Origin of the sequence: Pseudorhodoferax sp. Leaf265 (assembly GCF_001422365.1) — a bacterium.
Taxonomy (GTDB): domain Bacteria; phylum Pseudomonadota; class Gammaproteobacteria; order Burkholderiales; family Burkholderiaceae_C; genus Pseudorhodoferax.
The window spans coordinates 233100-251885 of the sequence record NZ_LMMT01000039.1 but is presented as its reverse complement, the minus strand read 5'-3'; the positions used below and the strand labels follow the sequence as shown (position 1 = coordinate 251885).

Sequence of the window (18786 nt, the reverse complement as noted above, 5' to 3'; positions counted from 1 at the left end):
GAACTCAGCCGAGGCACGTGATGCAGGCCCTCCATCCCGATTTCATGATCTTCACCGGCAATGCCAATCCCGGTATGGCCGCTGAGATCGCGCACCACCTCGGCATCACGCTGGGCGCTGCCAGCGTCGGCCGCTTCTCCGACGGCGAGGTCACGGTCGAGATCAACCAGAACGTCCGTGCCCGCGACGTCTTCGTGGTGCAGAGCACCTGCGCGCCGACCAACGACAACCTGATGGAACTGCTGATCATGGTCGACGCGCTCAAGCGCGCCTCGGCCGAGCGCATCAGCGCCGTCATCCCCTACTTCGGCTACGCCCGCCAGGACCGCCGCCCGCGTTCGGCCCGCGTGCCGATCACGGCCAAGGTCGTCGCCAACATGCTGCAGTCCGCCGGTGTCGACCGCGTGCTGACCATGGACCTGCACGCCGACCAGATCCAGGGCTTCTTCGACATCCCCGTCGACAACATCTACGCCTCGCCCGTGCTGCTGGGCGACCTGCGCCAAAAGAACTACGAAGACCTGATCGTGGTCTCGCCCGACGTGGGCGGCGTGGTGCGCGCACGTGCGCTGGCCAAGCAGCTGGGCTGCGACATGGCCATCATCGACAAGCGCCGCCCCAAGGCCAACGTCAGCGAAGTCATGCACGTGATCGGCGAGATCGAAGGCCGCAACTGCGTGATCATGGACGACATGATCGACACCGCCGGCACGCTCGTGAAGGCGGCCGAGGTGCTCAAAGAGCGCGGCGCCAAGAAGGTCTACGCCTATTGCACGCACCCGATCTTCTCGGGCCCGGCCATCGAGCGCATCACCCAGGGCTCTGCCCTGGACGAGGTTGTCGTCACCAACACCATCCCGCTCAGCGAATCCGCCGCGGGCTGCAAGAAGATTCGCCAGCTCACCGTGGCACCGCTGATCGCCGAGACGATCCAGCGCATTGCCAAGGGCGAGTCGGTCATGAGTCTGTTCTCGGATCAGGACAACCTGTTCTAAGCCGGGAACATCAAGCGGACGCCGCCTCGCCTTGTGCGTGGCGGCGTTTTTTCAACAGGAGCGCAGGCTGGTCGCGGCCCGCTCCCACAGGAGTTCACCATGAAATTCGTCGCTTTTGAGCGCGCCAAGCAGGGCACGGGTGCGAGCCGCCGTCTCCGCATCACCGGCCGGACCCCCGGCATCGTCTACGGCGGCGCCGCCGAGCCCCAGCTCGTCGAGCTGGACCACAACGCACTGTGGCACGCCCTCAAGAAGGAAGCCTTCCATTCCTCCGTGCTGGAGATGGAAGTGGCCGGCCAGGTCAGCAAGGTCCTGCTGCGCGACGTGCAGATGCACCCGTTCCGCCAGCTGGTGCTGCACATCGACTTCCAACGCGTCGATGCCAAGACCCGCCTGAACAAGAAGGTGCCCGTGCACTTCAAGGGCGAGGAAGAGTCCGACGCCGTCAAGCTGGACCACAACCTGGTCAACCACGTGACGACCGAACTCGAGCTGAACAGCCTGCCGGCCGACCTGCCCGAGTTCATCGAAGTCGACCTGTCGGGCCTGAAGAACAACGGCACCGTCACGCTGAACGACATCAAGCTGCCCAAGGGCGTGAAGTGGGTCAGCCACGGCCGCAAGGCCCCGGTGCTGGCTTCGGCCACCGCACCCGTGGTCGAAGAAGAAGTGGCACCGGTGGCAGCTGCCCCGGCCGCTCCTGCCAAGGGCAAGGGCAAGAAGTAAGCTCTGCGCTTCGCCACGACGGCCCGCCTCGGCGGGCCGTTTTCATTTCCGCATCCGCCCACCTTCGACCCATGAACCATCCCGTGTCCCGCCGCAGCGTGCTGGGCGCACTGGCCGCACTGCCCCTGGCCAGCCTTGCACAGAGCATTCCGTCCACCGTGCGCATTGTCGTGGCCTACCCGGCCGGTGGCGTGTCCGACGTGGTGGCGCGCGCACTGGCCGACAAGCTGGCCGCCCAGCTGGGTACGACCGTCATCATCGAGAACAAGGCCGGCGCCAGCGGCACGATCGGCATGGACATGGTGGCCAAGGCCGCGCCCGATGGCGCGACGCTGGGCTTCTCGGCCGTCAGTCCGCTGGTGCTGAGCCCGCATCTGGGCAAGTCGCCGTTCGACCCGCTCAAGGACATCGCGCCCGTGGCCAGCGTGATGGTCTCGCCCGTGGTGCTGGCCGCCACGCCGGCCTGCACCGCGGCCGACTTCAAGGCCCTGCTCGCACAGGCACGCAGCCAGCCCGGCGCCGTGCGCTGGGCCACCTCGGGCCAGGCCTCGCTGGGCCACATCATGCTGGCGCAACTGCGCGCCGTCACCGGTGTGGACATCACGCACATTCCCTACAAGGGCGGTGGCCAGCAGCTCAACGACGCGCTGGGCGGCCAGTTCGAGATCCTGTCGACCAACGCCGGACCGGCATTGGCCAACCACATCCGGGCCGGCAAGCTGCGCCCGCTGGCCGTGGGTTCGCCCGCGCGGCTGGACAGCCTGCCCCAGGTGCCCACGCTGGCCGAGCTCGGCGTGCCGCCCGCCAACCTGTCCTCGCAGTTCGGCATCTTCGCGCCCGCGGGGCTCCCGGCCGCGCTGCTCGCGCGCTACAACGCCGAGATCAACAAGGCCCTGGCCACGCCCGACCTGCGCGCCAAGCTGCAGGCCACCGACAACCTGCCCACGGGCGGCACGGCGGCCGAGTTCGCGCGCGTGATTGCAGCCGAGCACGAGGCCAACGGCCTCATCATCCGCGCCGCCAAGATCTCGGCGGAATAATCCAGGCCATGGGGATCAAGCTTTTCGTCGGCCTGGGCAACCCGGGCTCTGATTACGAACAGACCCGGCACAACGCCGGCTTCTGGTTCATCGACGCGCTCGCGCGCGAGCTCAAGGTGTCGCTCGTGCCCGAGAAAAGCTACTTCGGCCTCGCGGCGCGTGCGCAGTTCCAGGGCCAGACACTGTGGCTGCTGGAGCCGCAGACCTTCATGAACCTGTCGGGCAAGTCGGTCGCCGCGCTCGCGCGCTTCTTCAAGATCGCGCCCGAGGAGGTGCTGGTCGCGCACGACGAACTGGACATCGTGCCGGGCCAGGTCAAGCTCAAGCAGGGCGGCAGCCACGCGGGCCACAACGGCCTGCGCGACATCCATGCGCAGTTGGGCTCGCCCAACTACTGGCGGCTGCGCCTGGGCATCGGCCATCCGGGTGCCAAAGACCAGGTGCTGAGCTGGGTGCTCAAGAAGCCCATGGCCGAGCACCGCGACGCGATCGACGAATGCATCCAGCGCTCGGTGCGCGCGCTGCCGCTGCTGGTGGCGGGCGACTTCACGCAGGCCATGATGCAGATCCACACCAGCAAGCCACCGCGGCCCAAGCCACCGCGGCAGGAGCCGCCGGCGCCGGCAACGTCCTCTCAGGCCTGATCGACCGCGGGCTTGCCGGCCTCGGCCTGCAGCCTGCGGTACTTGGCCCACAGGCTTTCCTTGCTCTCCACGAAGTCCGGGTGCACCGGGATGCAGGCCACGGGGCAGATCTGCACGCACTGCGGCTCGTCGAAGTGGCCCACGCACTCGGTGCAGCGGTCGGGCGCGATCTGGTAGAACGCCTCGCCCATGGAAATGGCGTCGTTCGGGCACTCGGGCTCGCACACGTCGCAGTTGATGCACTCATCGGTGATGGTCAGGGCCATGGCCCGATTATCCTGCCCGCGCCGCCATGGCTATCATGGCGGCCGACGATGACCCGCCCCACACCAGGCCCAAGGCCCATCACACCGAGCGGCGCACCATGAGCCTGTTCCTCGCCAAGCGCTTCGCCACCCTGGTCGCGACGCTGATCGGCGCCTCGGTCATCGTCTTCCTGGTGCTCGACATCCTGCCCGGCAACGCCGCGCAGATCCTGCTGGGCCCGGACGCCTCGCCCGAGGCCGTGGCCGAACTCGCCGCCAAGCTGGGCCTGGACCTGCCGGCCTGGACACGCTACTGGCAATGGATGGGCGGCCTCGTCACCGGCAACCTGGGCGACAGCCACGCCTACGGTTCGCCCGTGCTGGACCTGATCCTCGAACGCCTGGCGCTGACCATGCCGCTGGCCATCATCGCCATGCTGCTGACGACCGTGCTGGCCTTGATCGTGGGCGTGACCGCCGCATCGCGCCACAACCAGATCGGCGACGTGGGGCTCATGGGCCTGACCCAGGTCGGCATCGCGATCCCGAACTTCTGGTTCGCGATCCTGTTGATCCTGCTGTTCTCGGTGAAGCTGCAATGGTTCTCGGCCGGCGGCTTCGACGGCTGGGGCGAAGGCCTGGACGGCCTGTGGCAAGGCCTCAAGGCACTGGTGTTGCCCGCCCTTTCGCTGGCCGTGGTGCAGGCCGCCATCCTCGCGCGCATCACGCGCTCGGCCGTGCTCGAGGTCATGCGTGAGGACTTCGTGCGCACCGCGCGCGCCAAGGGCCTGCGCCAGCGCGCCGTGCTCTGGGGCCATGTGCTGCGCAACGCGCTGATCCCCGTCATCACGGTCATGGGCATGCAGTTCGCCGAACTCATGGCCGGCACCATCGTGGTCGAGAACGTGTTCTACCTGCCGGGCCTGGGCCGGCTGATCTTCCAGTCCATCGCCAACCGCGACCTGATCGTGGTGCGCAACTGCGTGATGCTGCTGGCGGCCATGGTGGTCATCGTGAACTTCGTGGTCGACCTGCTCTACGCCGTGATCGACCCGCGCCTGAAGGCGTCCGACATATGAGCGCCGTCCTCCCTGTTGCCCAAGCCCCCGGCTTCTGGTCGCGCGCGCTGCGCCACCGCAGCTTCGTCATCGGCGCCGTGCTCACCGCGCTGCTGCTCGCAGCCGCCCTGCTCTCCTACCTCTGGACGCCCTGGGCGCCGCTCGAGATGGACATGGCCAACAAGCTGCAAGGCCCCACGGCCAGCCACTGGCTGGGCACGGACGCCTTCGGCCGCGATGTGGCCTCGCTGCTGCTCGTGGGCGCGCGTGCCTCCATCCTCGTGGGCGTGATCGCGGTCGGCATCGGCCTCGTCGCCGGCACGGCGCTGGGCCTGCTGGCCGCCGCGCGGCGCGGCTGGGTCGAAGAGGCCATCATGCGGCTCGCAGACTTCTCGCTGGCCTTTCCGGCCATCCTGTCGGCCATCATGCTGACGGCGGTGTTCGGGCCGGGCATCGTCAACGCCATCGTCGCCATCGGCATCTACAACATCCCGATGTTCGCGCGCATCGCCCGCGGCTCGGCCAAGGCGGTCTGGGCGCGCGAGTACGTGACCGCTGCGCGCGCCTGCGGCAAGGGCGCCTGGGCCATCACCTTCCAGCACGTGCTGCCCAACATCTCGGCCGCGCTGATCGTGCAGAGCACGATCCGCTTCGCCATCGCGATCCTGGCCGAGGCCGCGCTGTCCTACCTGGGCCTTGGAACGCAGCCGCCGCAGCCCTCCTGGGGCCGCATGCTCAGCGAGGCGCAGACCCTGATGTTCCAGCAGCCGCTGCTGGCGGTGTTCCCGGGCCTGGCGATCGCGCTGGCCGTGCTGGGGCTCAACATGCTGGGCGACGGTCTGCGCGACCTGCTCGACCCAAGATTGGCCCGCGCAAGATGAGTGAACCTCTGCTCCAGGTGCGTGACCTGCGCATCGGCCTGACCACGCAGCGCGGGCCGGCCGACGCCGTGCGCGGCCTGTCCTTCGACCTCGCGCGCGGCGAGACGCTGGGCATCGTCGGCGAATCGGGCTGCGGCAAGTCCATCACCGTGATGTCGCTGATGGGCCTGTTGCCCGCCAACGCGCGCGTGGGCGGCAGCATCCGCTTCGGCGGCCAGGAACTCGTGGGCCTGCCCGAGTCCGCGATGTGCAAGATCCGCGGCAACCGCATCGGCATGATCTTCCAGGAGCCCATGACGGCGCTGAACCCGGTGCACACCATCGCGCGCCAGGTGGCCGAGCCGCTGCGGCTGCACCGCGGCCTGTCCAAGGCCGACGCACGGCGCGAGGCCCTGGCCCTGCTCGACCGCGTGGGCATCCCCGACGCGGCGCAGCGCCTGGACGCCTACCCGCACCAGTTCTCGGGCGGCCAGCGGCAGCGCATCATGATCGCCATGGCGCTGGCCTGCGGGCCCGACCTGCTGATCGCCGACGAGCCCACGACGGCGCTGGACGTGACGATCCAGAAGCAGATCCTCGACCTGCTGGCCGAACTCGTGGCCGAGCGCGGCATGGCGCTGATCCTGATCTCGCACGACCTTGGCGTGATCGCGCAGACCGTCTCGCGCATGCTGGTCATGTACGGCGGCAGCGTGGTCGAGAGCGGGCCCACGGCCGCCGTGTTCGCCGAACGCGCCCACCCCTACACGCAGGGCCTGTTCGCGGCCCGGCCCGCGCTGGGCGCAGCCAAGGGCCATCGGCTGGCGACCATTGCGGGCAGCGTGCCCGAGCTCGTGGACCTGCCGCCCGGCTGCCCGTTCGCCGGCCGCTGCGCCCACACCGTGCCCGACTGCCACGCCACGGTGCCGCCGCCTACGCTGCTGCCGCACGACCATGCCGTGCGCTGCATCCGGCTGCCCGAGATCGCGGGAGTGGCGGCATGACAGCCTTGCTCGAAGTGCAGGACCTCGTGCGCCACTACGCGATGCCGCGCGAGCGCCTGTTCGGCCCGCCACCCATGGTGCGCGCGCTCAACGGCGTGAGCTTCGCGCTGCAGGCCGGCCGCAGCCTCGGCATCGTGGGCGAGTCGGGCTCGGGCAAGTCCACCATCGCACGCCTGATCATGGCGCTGGACCGCCCGACCAGCGGCAGCGTGCGCCTGCTGGGCAAGGATTTGCACACGCTCGACGAGCAGGCGCTCAAGGCCGCGCGGCGCGATTTCCAGATGGTGTTCCAGGACCCCTACGGTTCGCTGGACCCGCGCCAGACCGTGGCCCGTATCGTCGCCGAGCCGCTGGCCGCACTGGCCGACTCGGGCCGGCAGGAACAGCGCGCACTCGCGGGCGAGATGCTGGCCGCCGTGGGCCTGCGCAGCACCGACCTGGACAAGTACCCGCACGAGTTCTCGGGCGGCCAGCGTCAGCGCATCGCGATCGCCCGCGCACTGATCACGCGGCCCAAGCTCATCGTCGCCGACGAGCCCGTCAGCGCGCTCGACGTCTCGGTGCAGGCCCAGGTGCTCAACCTCATGCAGGATCTGCGCGAGAAGTACGGCGTGAGCTACCTGCTGATCAGCCACGACCTCGCTGTGGTGCACCACCTGTGCGACGAGGTCTGCGTGCTGCACCGCGGCCTCATCGTCGAACGCGGCGAGACGGCGCAGCTGTTCCAGCACGCCGAGCACCCCTACACCCAGGCCTTGTTGGCGGCCGTGCCGCGTGCCGAGCCGCCGGACCGGCGCCCGATTTGAGGTATGGTCCGCCGGTTTTTCTGCTTGTTCTTTGGGAGACGTAGAGATGTTGAACCGCCGTACTGTCCTGACCACCCCCTTCGCCGGCGCCCTCACCGCCGCGCTGCCGGCCTTCGCCCAGAACCGCAAGGACGCCATGGTGCTCGGCATGACGCTGGAGCCCACGGGCCTGGACCCGACCGTCAGCGCCGCCGCCTCGATCGCCGAGGTCACGCTCTACAGCATCTACGAGACGCTGACCAAGATCCAGCCCGACGGCCGCGTCGTGCCGCTCCTGGCCGAAAGCTGGGACGTCTCGCCCGACCTCAAGACCTACACCTTTCGGCTGCGCAAGGACGTCAAGTTCCACAACGGCGAGCCCTTCAACGCCCAGACCGTCAAGTTCGCGTTCGAACGCGCCGGCGGCGAGAAGAGCACCAACAAGGACAAGCGCACCTTCGCCAACCTGGGGGTGCAGGTGGTGGATGACTACACCGTGGTGCTGCTGAACAAGGAGATCGACCCCGACTTGCCGTTCGCGCTGGGCCAGGCCACGGCCGTCATCGTCGAGCCCAAGAGCGTGGACACCAACGCCGCCAAACCGGTCGGCACCGGCCCCTACCAGCTCGAGAGCTACAACAAGGGCTCGGCGCTGTGGCTGCGCAAGTGGCCGGCCTACCGCAACCCGGCCGCGGCCAAGCTCTCGCGCATCGGCTTTCGCTTCATCTCCGACCCGGCCGCCCAGGCCGCCTCGCTGCTGGCCGGCGACGTGGACGCCTTCCCGCGCATCGCCACGCGCGTGGTCGCGCAGTTCAAGGGCAACCCGCAGTTCCAGACCATCCTGGCCGGCTCGCGCGCCAAGACCATCCTGGCCTTCAACCACCGCCGCGGCCCGCTCAAGGACCTGCGTGTGCGCCGCGCCATCCTGGCCGCGATCGACCGCAAGGCCGTGATCGACGGCGCGGCCGACGGCTTCGGCACGCCCATCGGCAGCCACTACGTGCCCGGCGCGCCCGGCTACGTGGACACCACGGGCATCAACCCCTTCGACCTGGAGAAGGCGAAGAAGCTCATGGCCGAGTCGGGCATCAAGACCCCGCTCGAACTGACCATGACGCTGCCGCCGCCGCCCTACGCCCGCCAAGGCGGCGAGGTCATCACGGCGCAGCTGGCCAAGATCGGCATCAACGTGAAGACGCAGAACGTGGAATGGGCGCAGTGGCTGTCGGGCACCTACGGCGGCGGCTTCAACTTCGACCTGTCCATCGTCTCGCACGTGGAGCCCTTCGACCTCAACAACTACGCCAAGCCGGACTACTACTGGGGCTACGACTCCAAGGAGTACCGCGCGCTGTACGACAAGCTCATGGCCACGGGCAACCTGGCCGAGCGCAACAAGCTGCTCGGCGACGCCCAGCGCCTGCTGGCCACGGACGCGGCCAACGGCTTCCTGTACCAGCCCCAGTTCCCGACGATCGCGAAGAAGAACGTCAAGGGCCTGTGGACCGCCCTGCCGATCTTCGCCAACGACCTCGGCGCCCTGTCCTGGGGTTGAGCTGACCGGCATGCCCGTCGACAGCCTGGGCAACCCGGTCACGTTGGACGACACGGCGAGCCTCGCGCGCGTCGACGACTTCGTGCAGGGCCTGCTGCGCTACGAGCCACGCGCGGTGGCGCTGCTGGAGATCGCGGACAGCGAGTCCGCCGCGCTCGTGCAGGCCTACGCCGCAGCGCTGCAGATGTTCGCCGAGACGCCCGGCGCGCCAGCTGCCGCCAGGCCGCACGTGGAGCGCGCGCAAGCCGCAGCTTCACGGGCCACGCCGCGCGAACAGCGCTTCGTGGCCGCCATCGCGGCCTGGGTGGCCGGCGACATCGCCCGCGCCATCACGCTGCACGAAGAACAGGCCGTCGAATGTCCGCGCGACCTGGTCTCCGTCAAGCTCGGCCAGTACCACCTGTTCAACCGTGGCGACGCGCCCGGCATGCTGCGGCTCGCGCGCGCCGTGCTACCGGCCGCCGGCGAAGTGCCGCAGCTGCATGGCATGCTGGCCTTCGGCTGGGAGCAGTGCCACTTCCTGGACGAGGCCGAAGACGCCGCCCGCCAAGCACTCGCAGGCGAACCCGGCGAGCCCTGGGCGCACCACGCGCTCGCGCACGTGATGCTGACCGAGGGCCGCATCGTGGAAGGCCAGCAATTCATGGCCGAGATGGCTCCGCATTGGCGGGGCCTCAACTCCTTCATGCGCACGCACAACTGGTGGCATGCCGCGTTGTTCGCGATCGAACTGGAACAGTTCGACGACGCGCTGCGGCTGTACGACGAGCAGGTCTGGGGCGTGCTGCCGGCCTATTCGCAGGACCAGATCAACGCGGTTTCGCTGCTCGCGCGGCTGGAACTGGCCGGCGCCAACGTGGGCGCACGTTGGCAGGAGCTGGCGACCTGGCTGGCCCCGCGCGTGGCCGACCAGGTGCTGGCCTTCCTGGATCTGCAGTACCTCTACGGCCTGGCACGTGCCGGCCGGCCCGAGGCCGACCAGTTGCTGGCCAACCTCGCGCAGCGCGCGTCCGCTGACCGCACCTGGCGAGAGATCGCCCTGCCCGCCGCGCAAGGACTCCTGGCCCATGCGCGCGGCCGGCATGCCGAGTCGGCACGCGCGCTCGCACTCGCCTTGCCACGGCTGCGCGAGATCGGCGGCAGCCACGCGCAGCGCGACCTGTTCCAGCAGATCTACATCGACGCGCTCGCACGCGGCGGCCAGCTGGCCGAGGCGCAGAACCTTGTGCAGCAGCAGGCGCGCGTCCTGCCGGCCTCGCGCCGGCTGCAGCGCCAGGGCCGGTCGCTGGCCCTCGCCCTGGGCCTTGCCTAGAAGCGCCAGCCCAGGCCCACGCCGAACAGCACCGGGTCGACATCGAACTGACCGACCTTGGTGCCCGCGACCTTCACGTCCGTGCCCAGCCAGACCTTCTTGATGTCGAAGTTCAGCACCAGGTTCTTGTAAGGCAGCGGAATGTCCACACCCAGCTGCAGCGCGCCGCCAAAGCTGCTGCGGTCGATGCCCACGCCGGCCGGCAGGTGCACCGAGCTGAAGCGCGTGTAGTTGATGCCGGCACCCACATAGGGCCGCACACTGCCGGTCGGGTTGAAGTGGTACTGCGCCGTCAGCGTGGGCGGCAGGTGGCGCAGCGTGCCGATGGTGGTGCCATTGGAACGCAGGTCGTGCTTCTGCGGGATCGTCAGCACCAGCTCGGCGGCGATGTTGGGCGTGAAGAAATAGCTGATGTCGACTTCGGGGATGGTCTTGTTGTTGATGGACAAGCCCAGGCCCGTGCTGTCGCCGTTGTCGCTGTTCAGGTGCACGGCGCGCACGCGCACCTGCCAGGGGCCGGTCGCGGTGCTTTGTGCGATTGCGGGGGCGGCCACCGCCAGGCCCAGCACGGCCGCGGCGATCAATTGCTTGTTCATGGTCTTTTCTCTGTCATCGGTCCGGGAACACTCCCGAGACCGATTACAGAAGGACCGTGGTGTGCGCGGCTTGATGCGCCTCAAACAGCGCGGCACCGGCGGCCCGAGCCTGCCGGCGGCTTGCGCTGCGTCAAACGATCTACAGGCCCAGGCGCCGGCAGAGCTCCAGCGTGGCCACCGACTGGTTCATCGTGTAGAAGTGCAGCCCCGGCGCGCCGCCGCGCAGCAGCTGCTCGCACAGCGTGGTCACCACGTCCAGGCCGAAGGACTTGATGGAGGCCGTGTCGTCGCCGAAGGCCTGCAGCCGCAGCCGGATCCAGCGCGGGATCTCGGCACCGCAGGCGTCCGAGAAGCGCATGAGCTGCGTGGAGCTGCCGATCGGCATGATGCCCGGCACGATGGGCACGTCCAGGCCCAGGCGCTGGCCGTCCGCGCAGAAGCGGAAGTAGGCGTCGGCGTTGTAGAAGTACTGCGTGATGGCCGAGTCGGCCCCCGCGCGTACCTTGGCCGCGTAGGCCTGCAGGTCGGCCTCGGGCGAGCGCGCCTGCGGGTGCACTTCCGGGTAGGCCGCCACCTCGATGTGGAAGGCGTCGCCCGTTTCGGCGCGGATGAAGGCCACGAGGTCGCTGGCGTATTGGAACTCGCCACCCGCGCCATAGCCGCTGGGCAGGTCGCCGCGCAACGCCACCAGGCGCTTGACGCCCATGGCGCGCAGCTCGGCCAGCTGCGTGCGCACGCTGTCCTTGGTGGCACCGATGCACGAGAAGTGCGAGGCCGCGTCCACGCCCTCGGCCAGGATCTCGCCCACGGTACCGAAGGTGCCCTGCTGCGTCGAGCCGCCGGCTCCGTAGGTCACCGAGCAGAAGCTGGGCTTGCGCGCGTACAACGCCTGGCGCACGCCCCGCAGCTTGGCCACGCCCTCGGGCGTCTTCGGCGGAAAGAACTCGTAGCTGACCGGCAAGGCCGGGCTGTCCGTGTTCATGCTTGCTTTCTCCCCAGGATCCAAAACTCGCGGTTGCCGTCGCCCCCGCTGATCGCGCTGTCCCACCAGCCGGCCACCGCCAGGCCCAGCTCGGCGCAGCAGGCCTCGATGCGCGCGCGCACGACGGGGTACAGGCTTTCGTCGCGCACGATGCCGCCCTTGCCCACCTGGCCGGGCTGCAGCTCGAACTGCGGCTTGACCAGCATCAGCAATGCGCCGTCGTCCGCCAGCACCGGCACGACGGCCGGCAGCACCAGCGTCTGCGAGATGAAGGACAGATCGCCCACGATGAGGCCGAAGCCCTGCTCGGGCAGTTCGTCGCCGAGATCCTCGGCTTCAAGCGCCCGCGCATTCACGCCCTCGATGCAATGCACGCGTTCGTCGCCGCGCACGCGCGGATGCACCTGGTCGTGGCCCACGTCCACGCCCACGACACGCGCTGCGCCGTGCTGCAGCAGGCAGTCGGTGAAGCCGCCGGTGGACTGGCCCACATCGAGGCAGACCAGCCCGGTCGGGTCCACGCCGCTGGAGCGCAGCGCGCCTTCGAGCTTGAGCCCGCCGCGCGAGACGTAGCGCGACTCGGCATCGTCCTGCAGCTGCAGCTCGGCCTGGTCCGGTACTTCGTCGCGGTTCTTGGCCACCGTCTTCCAGGGCCCGTTGCCCACGCGCCAGGCCAGGCCCGCGGCGATGAGCCGCTGCGCCTGCGAGCGCGAGGCGGCCAGGCCGCGGTCCACCAGCAGTTGGTCGGCACGCATGCCCAGCCCCGCTGCCATCAGTAGCGGTAGGTGTCGGGCTTGTACGGGCCCTGCACCGGTACGCCGATGTAAGCGGCCTGCTCCTTGCTCAGCACCGTCAGCTGCGCGCCGAGCTTGGACAGCTGCAGGCGCGCGACCTTCTCGTCCAGGTGCTTGGGCAGCACGTAGACCTGGCCGACTTTGTACTCCTTGGGCTTGGTGTAGAGCTCGATCTGGGCGATGGTCTGGTTCGCGAACGAGGACGACATCACATAGCTCGGATGGCCCGTGCCACAGCCCAGGTTCACGAGGCGGCCCTTGGCCAGCAGGATGATGCGCTTGCCGGGCTTGCGGCCGACCTTGGGGAAGATCACGTGGTCGACTTGCGGCTTGATCTCTTCCCACTGGCAGTTCTTCTCCAGCGCGGCGACATCGATCTCGTTGTCGAAGTGGCCGATGTTGCAGACGATGGCCTGGTCCTTCATGGCCACCATGTGCTCGTAGCGGATCACGTCCTTATTGCCCGTGGTGGTGACGAAGATGTCGGCCTTGTCGGCCGCGTACTCCATGGTCACGACCTTGTAGCCCTCCATGGCCGCCTGCAGCGCGTTGATCGGGTCGATCTCGGTCACCCAGACCTGGGCCGAGAGCGCGCGCAGGGCCTGGGCCGAGCCCTTGCCCACGTCACCGTAGCCGGCCACCACGGCGACCTTGCCGGCGATCATCACGTCGGTGGCGCGCTTGATGCCGTCCACCAGCGACTCGCGGCAGCCGTACAGATTGTCGAACTTGCTCTTGGTCACCGAGTCGTTGACGTTGATCGCGCGCAGCATCAGCTCGCCCTTGGCCGACATCTCGTTGAGGCGGTGCACGCCCGTGGTGGTCTCTTCGGTCACGCCGATGATGTTCTTCAGGCGGCGGCTGTACCAGGTCGGGTCCTGCTTGAGCTTGGCCTTGATGGCGGCATGCAGGATCTTCTCTTCCTCGCTTTTGGCGCGGCCCAGGGCCTTGATGTCCTTCTCGGCCTTGGCACCCAGGTGCATCAGCAGCGTGGCATCGCCGCCGTCGTCCAGGATCATGTTGGGGCCGTCGTTCTTGCCTTCGAATTCGAAGATGCGGTGCGTGTAGTCCCAATAGTCGACCAGGGTCTCGCCCTTGATGGCGAACACCGGCGTGCCGGCCGCGGCGATGGCGGCAGCGGCGTGGTCCTGCGTCGAGAAGATGTTGCACGAGGCCCAGCGCACCTGCGCGCCGAGCGCCTGCAGCGTCTCGATCAGCACCGCGGTCTGGATCGTCATGTGCAGCGAGCCCGTGATGCGCGCACCCTTGAGCGGCTGGCTCTTGGCGAACTCCTCGCGGATGGCCATCAGGCCGGGCATTTCGGTTTCGGCGATCGCGATTTCCTTGCGGCCCCAGGCGGCGAGGCCCAGGTCGGCGATGGCGCAATCGGCGTTCAGCAGTTGCTTGGAAGAGGCAGGGGCGTTCATGACGGCTCCGTGGTCCCGGATCGGGACAGGTTGAAGACGACCACGCTTTGGGGGAATGAACTCACCGCACGGAGCGTGGGCGAGCGTCGTTGCGAATGGAATCCGAGCCTCGCACCATGCCGGTGCTGCAACGCTCCTCGGAAGCCGCGGATTATAGAAGCGCCGGCGTTGGCGACAATCGCGCGCCTCTTCGCACCCCCACGCTTCCTGCCATGCCAGCCACACGCGCCCCGGCGCTGGGCCTCGCCGCCCTGTTCGTCTCCACCTTCCTGGAACTTGTGGGCTACTTCATGGTGACGCCCTGGTTGCTGCTGCAACTCAAGGGCGCGGCGGTCTCCAGCACCGTGGCCGGGCTGTTCGCGGCCACCGGCTGGGCGGCGATCTTCCTGGTCACGCCGTTCTCGTCCTGGGTCACGCGCGCGCTCGGGCGCAGGCCCACGCTGTGGCTGTCGGCGGCCGTGCCGGCGCTGGCCTGCTGTGGCTTCGCACTCACGCGCGAACTGCCGGTCTGGTTCGCACTGGAGCTGCTGGCCGGCGCGGCCTCGGGCCTGCGCTGGGTGTTGTCGGAGGCGCTGGTGGCCGAGTTCTCCACCGCGCGCACGCGCGGGCGCAACGTGGGCCTGTTCGAGACCATGGTGGGCGCGACCTTCGTGATCGGCCCGGCCCTGCTGGTCTGGGTCGGCGCCGATGCACCCGCCGCGCCCTGGGTCGCCGTGGGGTGCGTGGCGGCCGGGCTGCTCGTCAGCCTTCTGATCCCACCCGTGCCACCGGCCGACGACGCGCCCGCAGCCCACGTGGGCCTGCGCGGCGTCTGGGCCGCGCTGCGCGCGCACCCGGTGATCATGCTGGCCGGCTTCGTCGGCGGCTTCTTCGAGGCCGGCATCACCTCGGTGCTGCCGCTGTACGGCCTGAGCCTGGGCCTGACGGCGGCGGCCGCGGCGCTGCTGGTCTCCGCGAGCGGCCTGGGCAGTGCGGTGCTGATGCTGCCCGTGGGCATGCTGGCCGATCGCTTCGCCGACCCGGCGCAGGGCCGGCGCCGGCTCATGCGCATTCTGGCCACCGTCACGCTGGCCGCGACCTGCGCGATGCCCTTCGTCGCGCAACTGGGCTGGCTGGCCTGGCTGCTGGCCTTCCTCTGGGGCGGCGCAGCCGGCAGCCTCTACACGCTGGCCATGATCGACATCGGCGCACGCGAGCAGGGCATCACCCTGGTCAACAGCACGGCCGTGCTGGTGCTGTCGTACACCCTGGGCAGCACCTGTGCCTCGGCGGCCTCGGGCTGGCTGCTGGACCATTCACCCTTGCTGGGCTTTCCGCTGGCGCTGGCCGGCGTAGCGCTGGCGGGCTGCATCGCCCTGCGCCGTAGCTAGGGAATGCCCCAGCCCATACCGTGCAAAAGTACACGAATGCATGTGCGCACTTGCACGATTCGTCGGAACAATACGCCGCGCATGGAAACCGCCGACCCACCTAGCCCACTGGTGCCCGCCGCCACACAAGCCCAGGGCGTCGATTTCTCGACGCTGTTCGACTTCCTGCCCATCGGGGCCTACCGGTCCTCGCCCGATGGACGGCAGATCCGCGCCAACCCGGCGCAGGTGCAACTGAACGGCTACACGCACGAGGCCGAACTCATCGCCGCGATGCAGGACATCGGCCGCCAGTGGTATGTGGAGCCGTCGCGTCGCACGGTCTTCCGTGACCTGCTCGAGCGCCAGGGCTACGTGCGCGGCTTCGTCTCCGAGGTCTACCGCCACAAGACCGGCGAACGCATCTGGGTCAGCGAGAACGCCCACGTGGTGCGCGATGCCGCCGGCCGCATCCTGTTCTACGAAGGCACAGTGGAAGACATCACCGAACGCGTGCGTGCCGAGGCCGAACTGCGTCGGCGCGACGAGATCTGGAAGCTCGCGCTGGAGAGCACCGGCGACGGCGTCTGGGACTGGAACCTGGCCGAGGGCGTGGCCAGGATGTCGCGCCGCTGCCTGGAGATGTACGGCTTCGGCGCGCACGACCTGCGTCCCTCCCCGCACAGCATGGACCAGCGCACGCACCCGGACGACAAGGCCCGGATGCTCCACGACCGCCGGGCGCACCTGGAGGGCCGCGCGCCCAGCTACGTGAACGAACACCGGGTGCTGTGCGCAGACGGCAGCTGGAAGTGGGTGCTTGCGCGCGGCATGGTGATCAGCCGCGATGCACACGGCAAGCCGCTGCGCATGGTGGGCACGCACACCGACATCACGCAGCGCAAGGAAGCGGAGGCGTTGATCTGGCACCAGGCCAACTTCGACGCACTGACCGGTCTGCCCAACCGCCGCATGCTGCGCGACCGCCTGGGCCAGCACATGCTGCGGTGCGACCGCGAGCGGCTGCAGCTGGCGCTGCTGTTCATCGACCTGGACCACTTCAAGGCCGTCAACGACACGCTGGGCCACGAGGGCGGCGACCGCCTGCTGGTCGAGGCCGCGCAGCGGCTCGGCCGCTGCGTGCGCGCCTCCGACACCGTGGCCCGCATGGGCGGAGACGAGTTCACCGTGGTACTGCCCGAACTGCGCGAGGTTCGCGAGGTCGAGCGCATCGTGCAGGCCATCCTGCGCGAGATGGCGCGTGCCTTCCACCTCGGCGATGAGCCCGCCTTCGTGAGCGCCAGCATCGGTGTCACCTTCTACCCTGGCGACGGCCAGACCGTGGACGACCTGCTGCGCCAGGCCGACCAGGCGCTCTACGCTGCCAAGGACGGCGGGCGCAACCGCTTCGGCTACTTCACGCCCGCGTTGCAGGAAGGCGCCCAGCTGCGCGCCCGCGTCGCCAACGACCTGCATGGCGCAATGCAGGCGCGCCAGTTCAGCGTCGAGTACCAGCCCATCGTGGCGCTGGCCAGCGGCGAGGTGCACATGGCCGAGGCGTTGCTGCGCTGGCGCCACCCGCAGCGTGGCCACATGGCGCCGCTGGATTTCGTGCCCATCGCCGAGGCCAACGGCATGATCATCCAGATCGGCGAATGGGTGTTCCGCGAAGCCGCGCGCCAAACCCAGTGCTGGCGTGCGCGACTCGACCCGCGCTTCCAGATCAGCGTCAACAAGTCGCCCGTGCAGTTCCACCGCGCCGACGAAGACCACGCGCAATGGCTGCGCGAGTTGGCCGCACTGCGGCTGCCGCGCCACGCGCTGACGGTGGAGATCACCGAAAGCCTGCTGCTGAACCCCAGCCCCAACGTCGCCGACCACCTGTTGACGCTGCGCCAGGCGGGCATCGGCGTGTCGCTGGACGACTTCGGCACGGGCTACTCCTCGCTGGCCTATCTGCAGCGCTACGACATCGACTTCATCAAGATCGACAAATCCTTCGTGGCCGGACTGGCGCCGGGTTCGAACGACCTGGCACTGTGCAAGGCCATGATCGTGATGGCGCACCAGCTCGGCATCGCCGTGATCGCCGAAGGCGTGGAGACGCTCGCGCAGCGCGGCCTGTTGCTGGAGGCCGGCTGCGACTATGCGCAGGGCTACCTGTTCGCCCAGGCCATGCCGGCCGAACAGTTCGAAGACTGGTTCAAGCAGCCACGCGCCTGAGTTCGGCCACGCGTTGGCGCGCCTGGGCGCTGGCCATCTCCACCAGCGTCGGCGCGAACCACTCCTGCACGGTTTCGTGCGGCAACCCGGCGCGGACGTGGTCGATGTTGGCCTGCATGCGGGCTGCATCCACGCGCAGGCCCGGCAGGGCCGTGGCCAACGCGCGCAGGCTGCCGTGCGCCGACATCCACAGCGATGACCATTCGGCCTGTTCCGCCTGCCAGGCGCCGAGCGCACGCTCGTGCTCCTGCACCATGCCGGCCAGCAAGGCCGCCACACGCTGCGGCACGCGCTGGGCGGCCGACAGGGCCACCATGGACGCCACCGGATTGCGCTTGTGCGGCATCACGGTCGAGATGCCGCGACCGGCCTCGGCCGGCTCCATGAGTTCGCCGACCTCGTGCTGGCCCAGCAGCGCCAGGTCGGCCGCGAGCTTGCCCAGGCTGCCTGTCACCACGCCCAGCGCGCAGGCGAGCGCCACCCAGTCGTCGCGCTGGGTGTGCCAGGCGCTGCCGCCATCGCGCAAGCCCAGGGCTGCGGCCACGCGCGCGCGCACGGCCGCGGCGCGCGGTGCGTCCGACCGCATCTGCGCCAGGGTGCCGACGCCACCGCCCAGTTGCAGCTGCAGCGCCTGGGCCGCGGCCTGCTGCAGCCGCTGGCGGCCACGCACCAGCGGCGCAGCCCAGTCGGCGCACTTGAAACCCAGGCTGGTGACGGAGGCCGGCTGCATCAGCGTGCGCGCCAGCATGGGCGTGTCGGCATGCCGCTCGGCCAGCGCCAGCAGCGCCTCGGTGCAGCGCTGCAGGTCGGCGTCGACCAGGGCCAGCGCATCGCGCGTGACCAGCACCAGCGCGGTGTCGATCACGTCCTGGCTGCTGCTGCCAAAGTGCGTCCAGGCCACGGCCTCGGCGTTGAACAGTCCCACGGCTTCGCGCAACGCCCTGACGAGGGGGATTGCCACGCTGCCGGCGCGGCCGCTGTCGCGCACGATCTTCTCCACGTCGAACAGCTCGACGCGGCAGCTGCCCACGATGGAACGCGCCGCCGCCGGCGGAACCAGGCCCTCGTCGGCCTGGGCCTGGGCCAGCGCGGCTTCGAAGCGCAACATCGCCGCCACCACGCCGGAGCCGCTGAACGCAGCCATGGCTTCGGGGGTGGAGAGATAGCCTTCGAAGATGCTCACGGCGCAGT

General features: G+C 69.2%; 18 protein-coding genes and 1 riboswitch. Of the genes, 12 read left to right on the top strand and 6 right to left on the bottom strand.

Annotated elements, in window-relative coordinates; translation table 11 throughout:
- Positions 1-20 precede the first annotated feature (20 nt).
- The 4 genes from ASF45_RS30105 to pth all read left to right on the top strand — a co-directional run bounded on the left by ASF45_RS30105 (position 21) and on the right by pth (position 3405).
- Complete coding sequence (locus tag ASF45_RS30105; protein WP_056672407.1) at positions 21-995, top strand: ribose-phosphate pyrophosphokinase; 975 nt, start codon at positions 21-23, stop codon at positions 993-995.
- 99 nt (positions 996-1094) lie between these two features.
- Positions 1095-1721: a 50S ribosomal protein L25/general stress protein Ctc gene (locus tag ASF45_RS30100; RefSeq protein WP_056672405.1), complete on the top strand. Its 627-nt coding sequence runs from the start codon at positions 1095-1097 to the stop codon at positions 1719-1721.
- 71 nt (positions 1722-1792) lie between these two features.
- Positions 1793-2761 carry a tripartite tricarboxylate transporter substrate binding protein gene (locus ASF45_RS30095; protein WP_056672403.1) on the top strand — a complete coding sequence of 323 codons (969 nt, stop codon included), beginning with the start codon at positions 1793-1795 and terminating at the stop codon, positions 2759-2761.
- 8 nt (positions 2762-2769) lie between these two features.
- Complete coding sequence (pth, locus tag ASF45_RS30090) at positions 2770-3405, top strand: aminoacyl-tRNA hydrolase (RefSeq protein ID WP_056672401.1); 636 nt, start codon at positions 2770-2772, stop codon at positions 3403-3405.
- Here pth and ASF45_RS30085 read toward each other — a convergent pair.
- Entirely contained in the window at positions 3396-3671 is a 276-nt protein-coding gene (locus tag ASF45_RS30085) for a YfhL family 4Fe-4S dicluster ferredoxin (RefSeq protein WP_056672399.1), read from the bottom strand. The two genes, pth and ASF45_RS30085, sit on opposite strands and share 10 nt — an antisense overlap.
- Before the next feature lie 98 nt (positions 3672-3769).
- Here ASF45_RS30085 and ASF45_RS30080 point away from each other — a divergent pair, with 98 nt between their 5' ends.
- The 6 genes from ASF45_RS30080 to ASF45_RS30055 are packed head-to-tail and all read left to right on the top strand — an operon-like array spanning position 3770 to position 10224.
- Positions 3770-4729, top strand: a complete 960-nt coding sequence (locus tag ASF45_RS30080; protein ID WP_056672854.1) for an ABC transporter permease — start codon at positions 3770-3772, stop codon at positions 4727-4729.
- On the top strand, positions 4726-5589 hold the full coding sequence (locus ASF45_RS30075; protein ID WP_056672397.1) for an ABC transporter permease: 864 nt from the start codon (positions 4726-4728) through the stop codon (positions 5587-5589). Before ASF45_RS30080 ends, ASF45_RS30075 begins: the two co-directional genes overlap by 4 nt.
- Complete coding sequence (locus ASF45_RS30070) at positions 5586-6572, top strand: ABC transporter ATP-binding protein (RefSeq protein ID WP_056672395.1); 987 nt, start codon at positions 5586-5588, stop codon at positions 6570-6572. Before ASF45_RS30075 ends, ASF45_RS30070 begins: the two co-directional genes overlap by 4 nt.
- Entirely contained in the window at positions 6569-7378 is an 810-nt protein-coding gene (locus ASF45_RS30065) for an ATP-binding cassette domain-containing protein (protein ID WP_056672393.1), read from the top strand. The genes ASF45_RS30070 and ASF45_RS30065 overlap by 4 nt, the downstream gene beginning before the upstream one ends.
- Positions 7379-7424: 46 nt before the next feature.
- Complete coding sequence (locus ASF45_RS30060) at positions 7425-8912, top strand: ABC transporter substrate-binding protein (RefSeq protein WP_056672391.1); 1488 nt, start codon at positions 7425-7427, stop codon at positions 8910-8912.
- Positions 8913-8922: 10 nt separating this feature from the next.
- The gene (locus ASF45_RS30055) at positions 8923-10224 is read left to right on the top strand and encodes a tetratricopeptide repeat protein (protein ID WP_056672389.1); all 1302 of its coding nucleotides are present in this window, start codon (positions 8923-8925) and stop codon (positions 10222-10224) included.
- On the opposite strand, the gene ASF45_RS30050 is transcribed toward ASF45_RS30055, so the two are convergent.
- From ASF45_RS30050 to ahcY, 4 genes are all read right to left on the bottom strand, one after another.
- Complete coding sequence (locus ASF45_RS30050; protein WP_056672387.1) at positions 10221-10820, bottom strand: OmpW family protein; 600 nt, start codon at positions 10818-10820, stop codon at positions 10221-10223. The two genes, ASF45_RS30055 and ASF45_RS30050, sit on opposite strands and share 4 nt — an antisense overlap.
- A 139-nt stretch (positions 10821-10959) precedes the next feature.
- Positions 10960-11802 carry a methylenetetrahydrofolate reductase [NAD(P)H] gene (gene metF, locus ASF45_RS30045; RefSeq protein WP_056672385.1) on the bottom strand — a complete coding sequence of 281 codons (843 nt, stop codon included), beginning with the start codon at positions 11800-11802 and terminating at the stop codon, positions 10960-10962.
- A complete protein-coding gene (locus ASF45_RS30040) occupies positions 11799-12557 on the bottom strand; it encodes a TlyA family RNA methyltransferase (protein WP_056672853.1) in 759 nt (252 codons plus the stop codon). The genes metF and ASF45_RS30040 overlap by 4 nt, the downstream gene beginning before the upstream one ends.
- A 17-nt stretch (positions 12558-12574) precedes the next feature.
- Positions 12575-14023, bottom strand: a complete 1449-nt coding sequence (ahcY, locus tag ASF45_RS30035; protein WP_056672383.1) for an adenosylhomocysteinase — start codon at positions 14021-14023, stop codon at positions 12575-12577.
- A gap of 74 nt (positions 14024-14097) precedes the next feature.
- Positions 14098-14167, bottom strand: a riboswitch (S-adenosyl-L-homocysteine riboswitch).
- A 68-nt stretch (positions 14168-14235) separates the two neighbouring features.
- Here ahcY and ASF45_RS30030 point away from each other — a divergent pair.
- Positions 14236-15393 (top strand): MFS transporter, encoded by a 1158-nt coding sequence (locus tag ASF45_RS30030; RefSeq protein ID WP_056672381.1) that lies wholly within the window; start codon positions 14236-14238, stop codon positions 15391-15393.
- Positions 15394-15474: 81 nt separating this feature from the next.
- Positions 15475-17595, top strand: a complete 2121-nt coding sequence (locus tag ASF45_RS30025; protein WP_162244070.1) for a bifunctional diguanylate cyclase/phosphodiesterase — start codon at positions 15475-15477, stop codon at positions 17593-17595.
- Here ASF45_RS30025 and ASF45_RS30020 read toward each other — a convergent pair.
- On the bottom strand, positions 17576-18778 hold the full coding sequence (locus tag ASF45_RS30020) for a lyase family protein (protein WP_056672375.1): 1203 nt from the start codon (positions 18776-18778) through the stop codon (positions 17576-17578). The genes ASF45_RS30025 and ASF45_RS30020 overlap by 20 nt on opposite strands.
- Positions 18779-18786: the final 8 nt, after the last annotated feature.

Excerpts from the sequence above, each read along its gene's own strand:
- ASF45_RS30085 (WP_056672399.1), bottom strand. The coding sequence starts at position 3,671 with ATGGCCCTGACCATCACCGATGAGTGCATCAACTGCGACGTGTGCGAG.
- ASF45_RS30030 (WP_056672381.1), top strand. The coding sequence starts at position 14,236 with ATGCCAGCCACACGCGCCCCGGCGCTGGGCCTCGCCGCCCTGTTCGTC.
- ASF45_RS30025 (WP_162244070.1), top strand. The coding sequence starts at position 15,475 with ATGGAAACCGCCGACCCACCTAGCCCACTGGTGCCCGCCGCCACACAA.
- ASF45_RS30060 (WP_056672391.1), top strand. The coding sequence starts at position 7,425 with ATGTTGAACCGCCGTACTGTCCTGACCACCCCCTTCGCCGGCGCCCTC.
- ASF45_RS30100 (WP_056672405.1), top strand. The coding sequence starts at position 1,095 with ATGAAATTCGTCGCTTTTGAGCGCGCCAAGCAGGGCACGGGTGCGAGC.
- ASF45_RS30040 (WP_056672853.1), bottom strand. The coding sequence starts at position 12,557 with ATGCGTGCCGACCAACTGCTGGTGGACCGCGGCCTGGCCGCCTCGCGC.
- metF (WP_056672385.1), bottom strand. The coding sequence starts at position 11,802 with ATGAACACGGACAGCCCGGCCTTGCCGGTCAGCTACGAGTTCTTTCCG.
- ASF45_RS30065 (WP_056672393.1), top strand. The coding sequence starts at position 6,569 with ATGACAGCCTTGCTCGAAGTGCAGGACCTCGTGCGCCACTACGCGATG.
- ahcY (WP_056672383.1), bottom strand. The coding sequence starts at position 14,023 with ATGAACGCCCCTGCCTCTTCCAAGCAACTGCTGAACGCCGATTGCGCC.
- ASF45_RS30105 (WP_056672407.1), top strand. The coding sequence starts at position 21 with ATGCAGGCCCTCCATCCCGATTTCATGATCTTCACCGGCAATGCCAAT.
- pth (WP_056672401.1), top strand. The coding sequence starts at position 2,770 with ATGGGGATCAAGCTTTTCGTCGGCCTGGGCAACCCGGGCTCTGATTAC.
- ASF45_RS30070 (WP_056672395.1), top strand. The coding sequence starts at position 5,586 with ATGAGTGAACCTCTGCTCCAGGTGCGTGACCTGCGCATCGGCCTGACC.
- ASF45_RS30050 (WP_056672387.1), bottom strand. The coding sequence starts at position 10,820 with ATGAACAAGCAATTGATCGCCGCGGCCGTGCTGGGCCTGGCGGTGGCC.
- ASF45_RS30075 (WP_056672397.1), top strand. The coding sequence starts at position 4,726 with ATGAGCGCCGTCCTCCCTGTTGCCCAAGCCCCCGGCTTCTGGTCGCGC.
- ASF45_RS30055 (WP_056672389.1), top strand. The coding sequence starts at position 8,923 with ATGCCCGTCGACAGCCTGGGCAACCCGGTCACGTTGGACGACACGGCG.
- ASF45_RS30095 (WP_056672403.1), top strand. The coding sequence starts at position 1,793 with ATGAACCATCCCGTGTCCCGCCGCAGCGTGCTGGGCGCACTGGCCGCA.
- ASF45_RS30080 (WP_056672854.1), top strand. The coding sequence starts at position 3,770 with ATGAGCCTGTTCCTCGCCAAGCGCTTCGCCACCCTGGTCGCGACGCTG.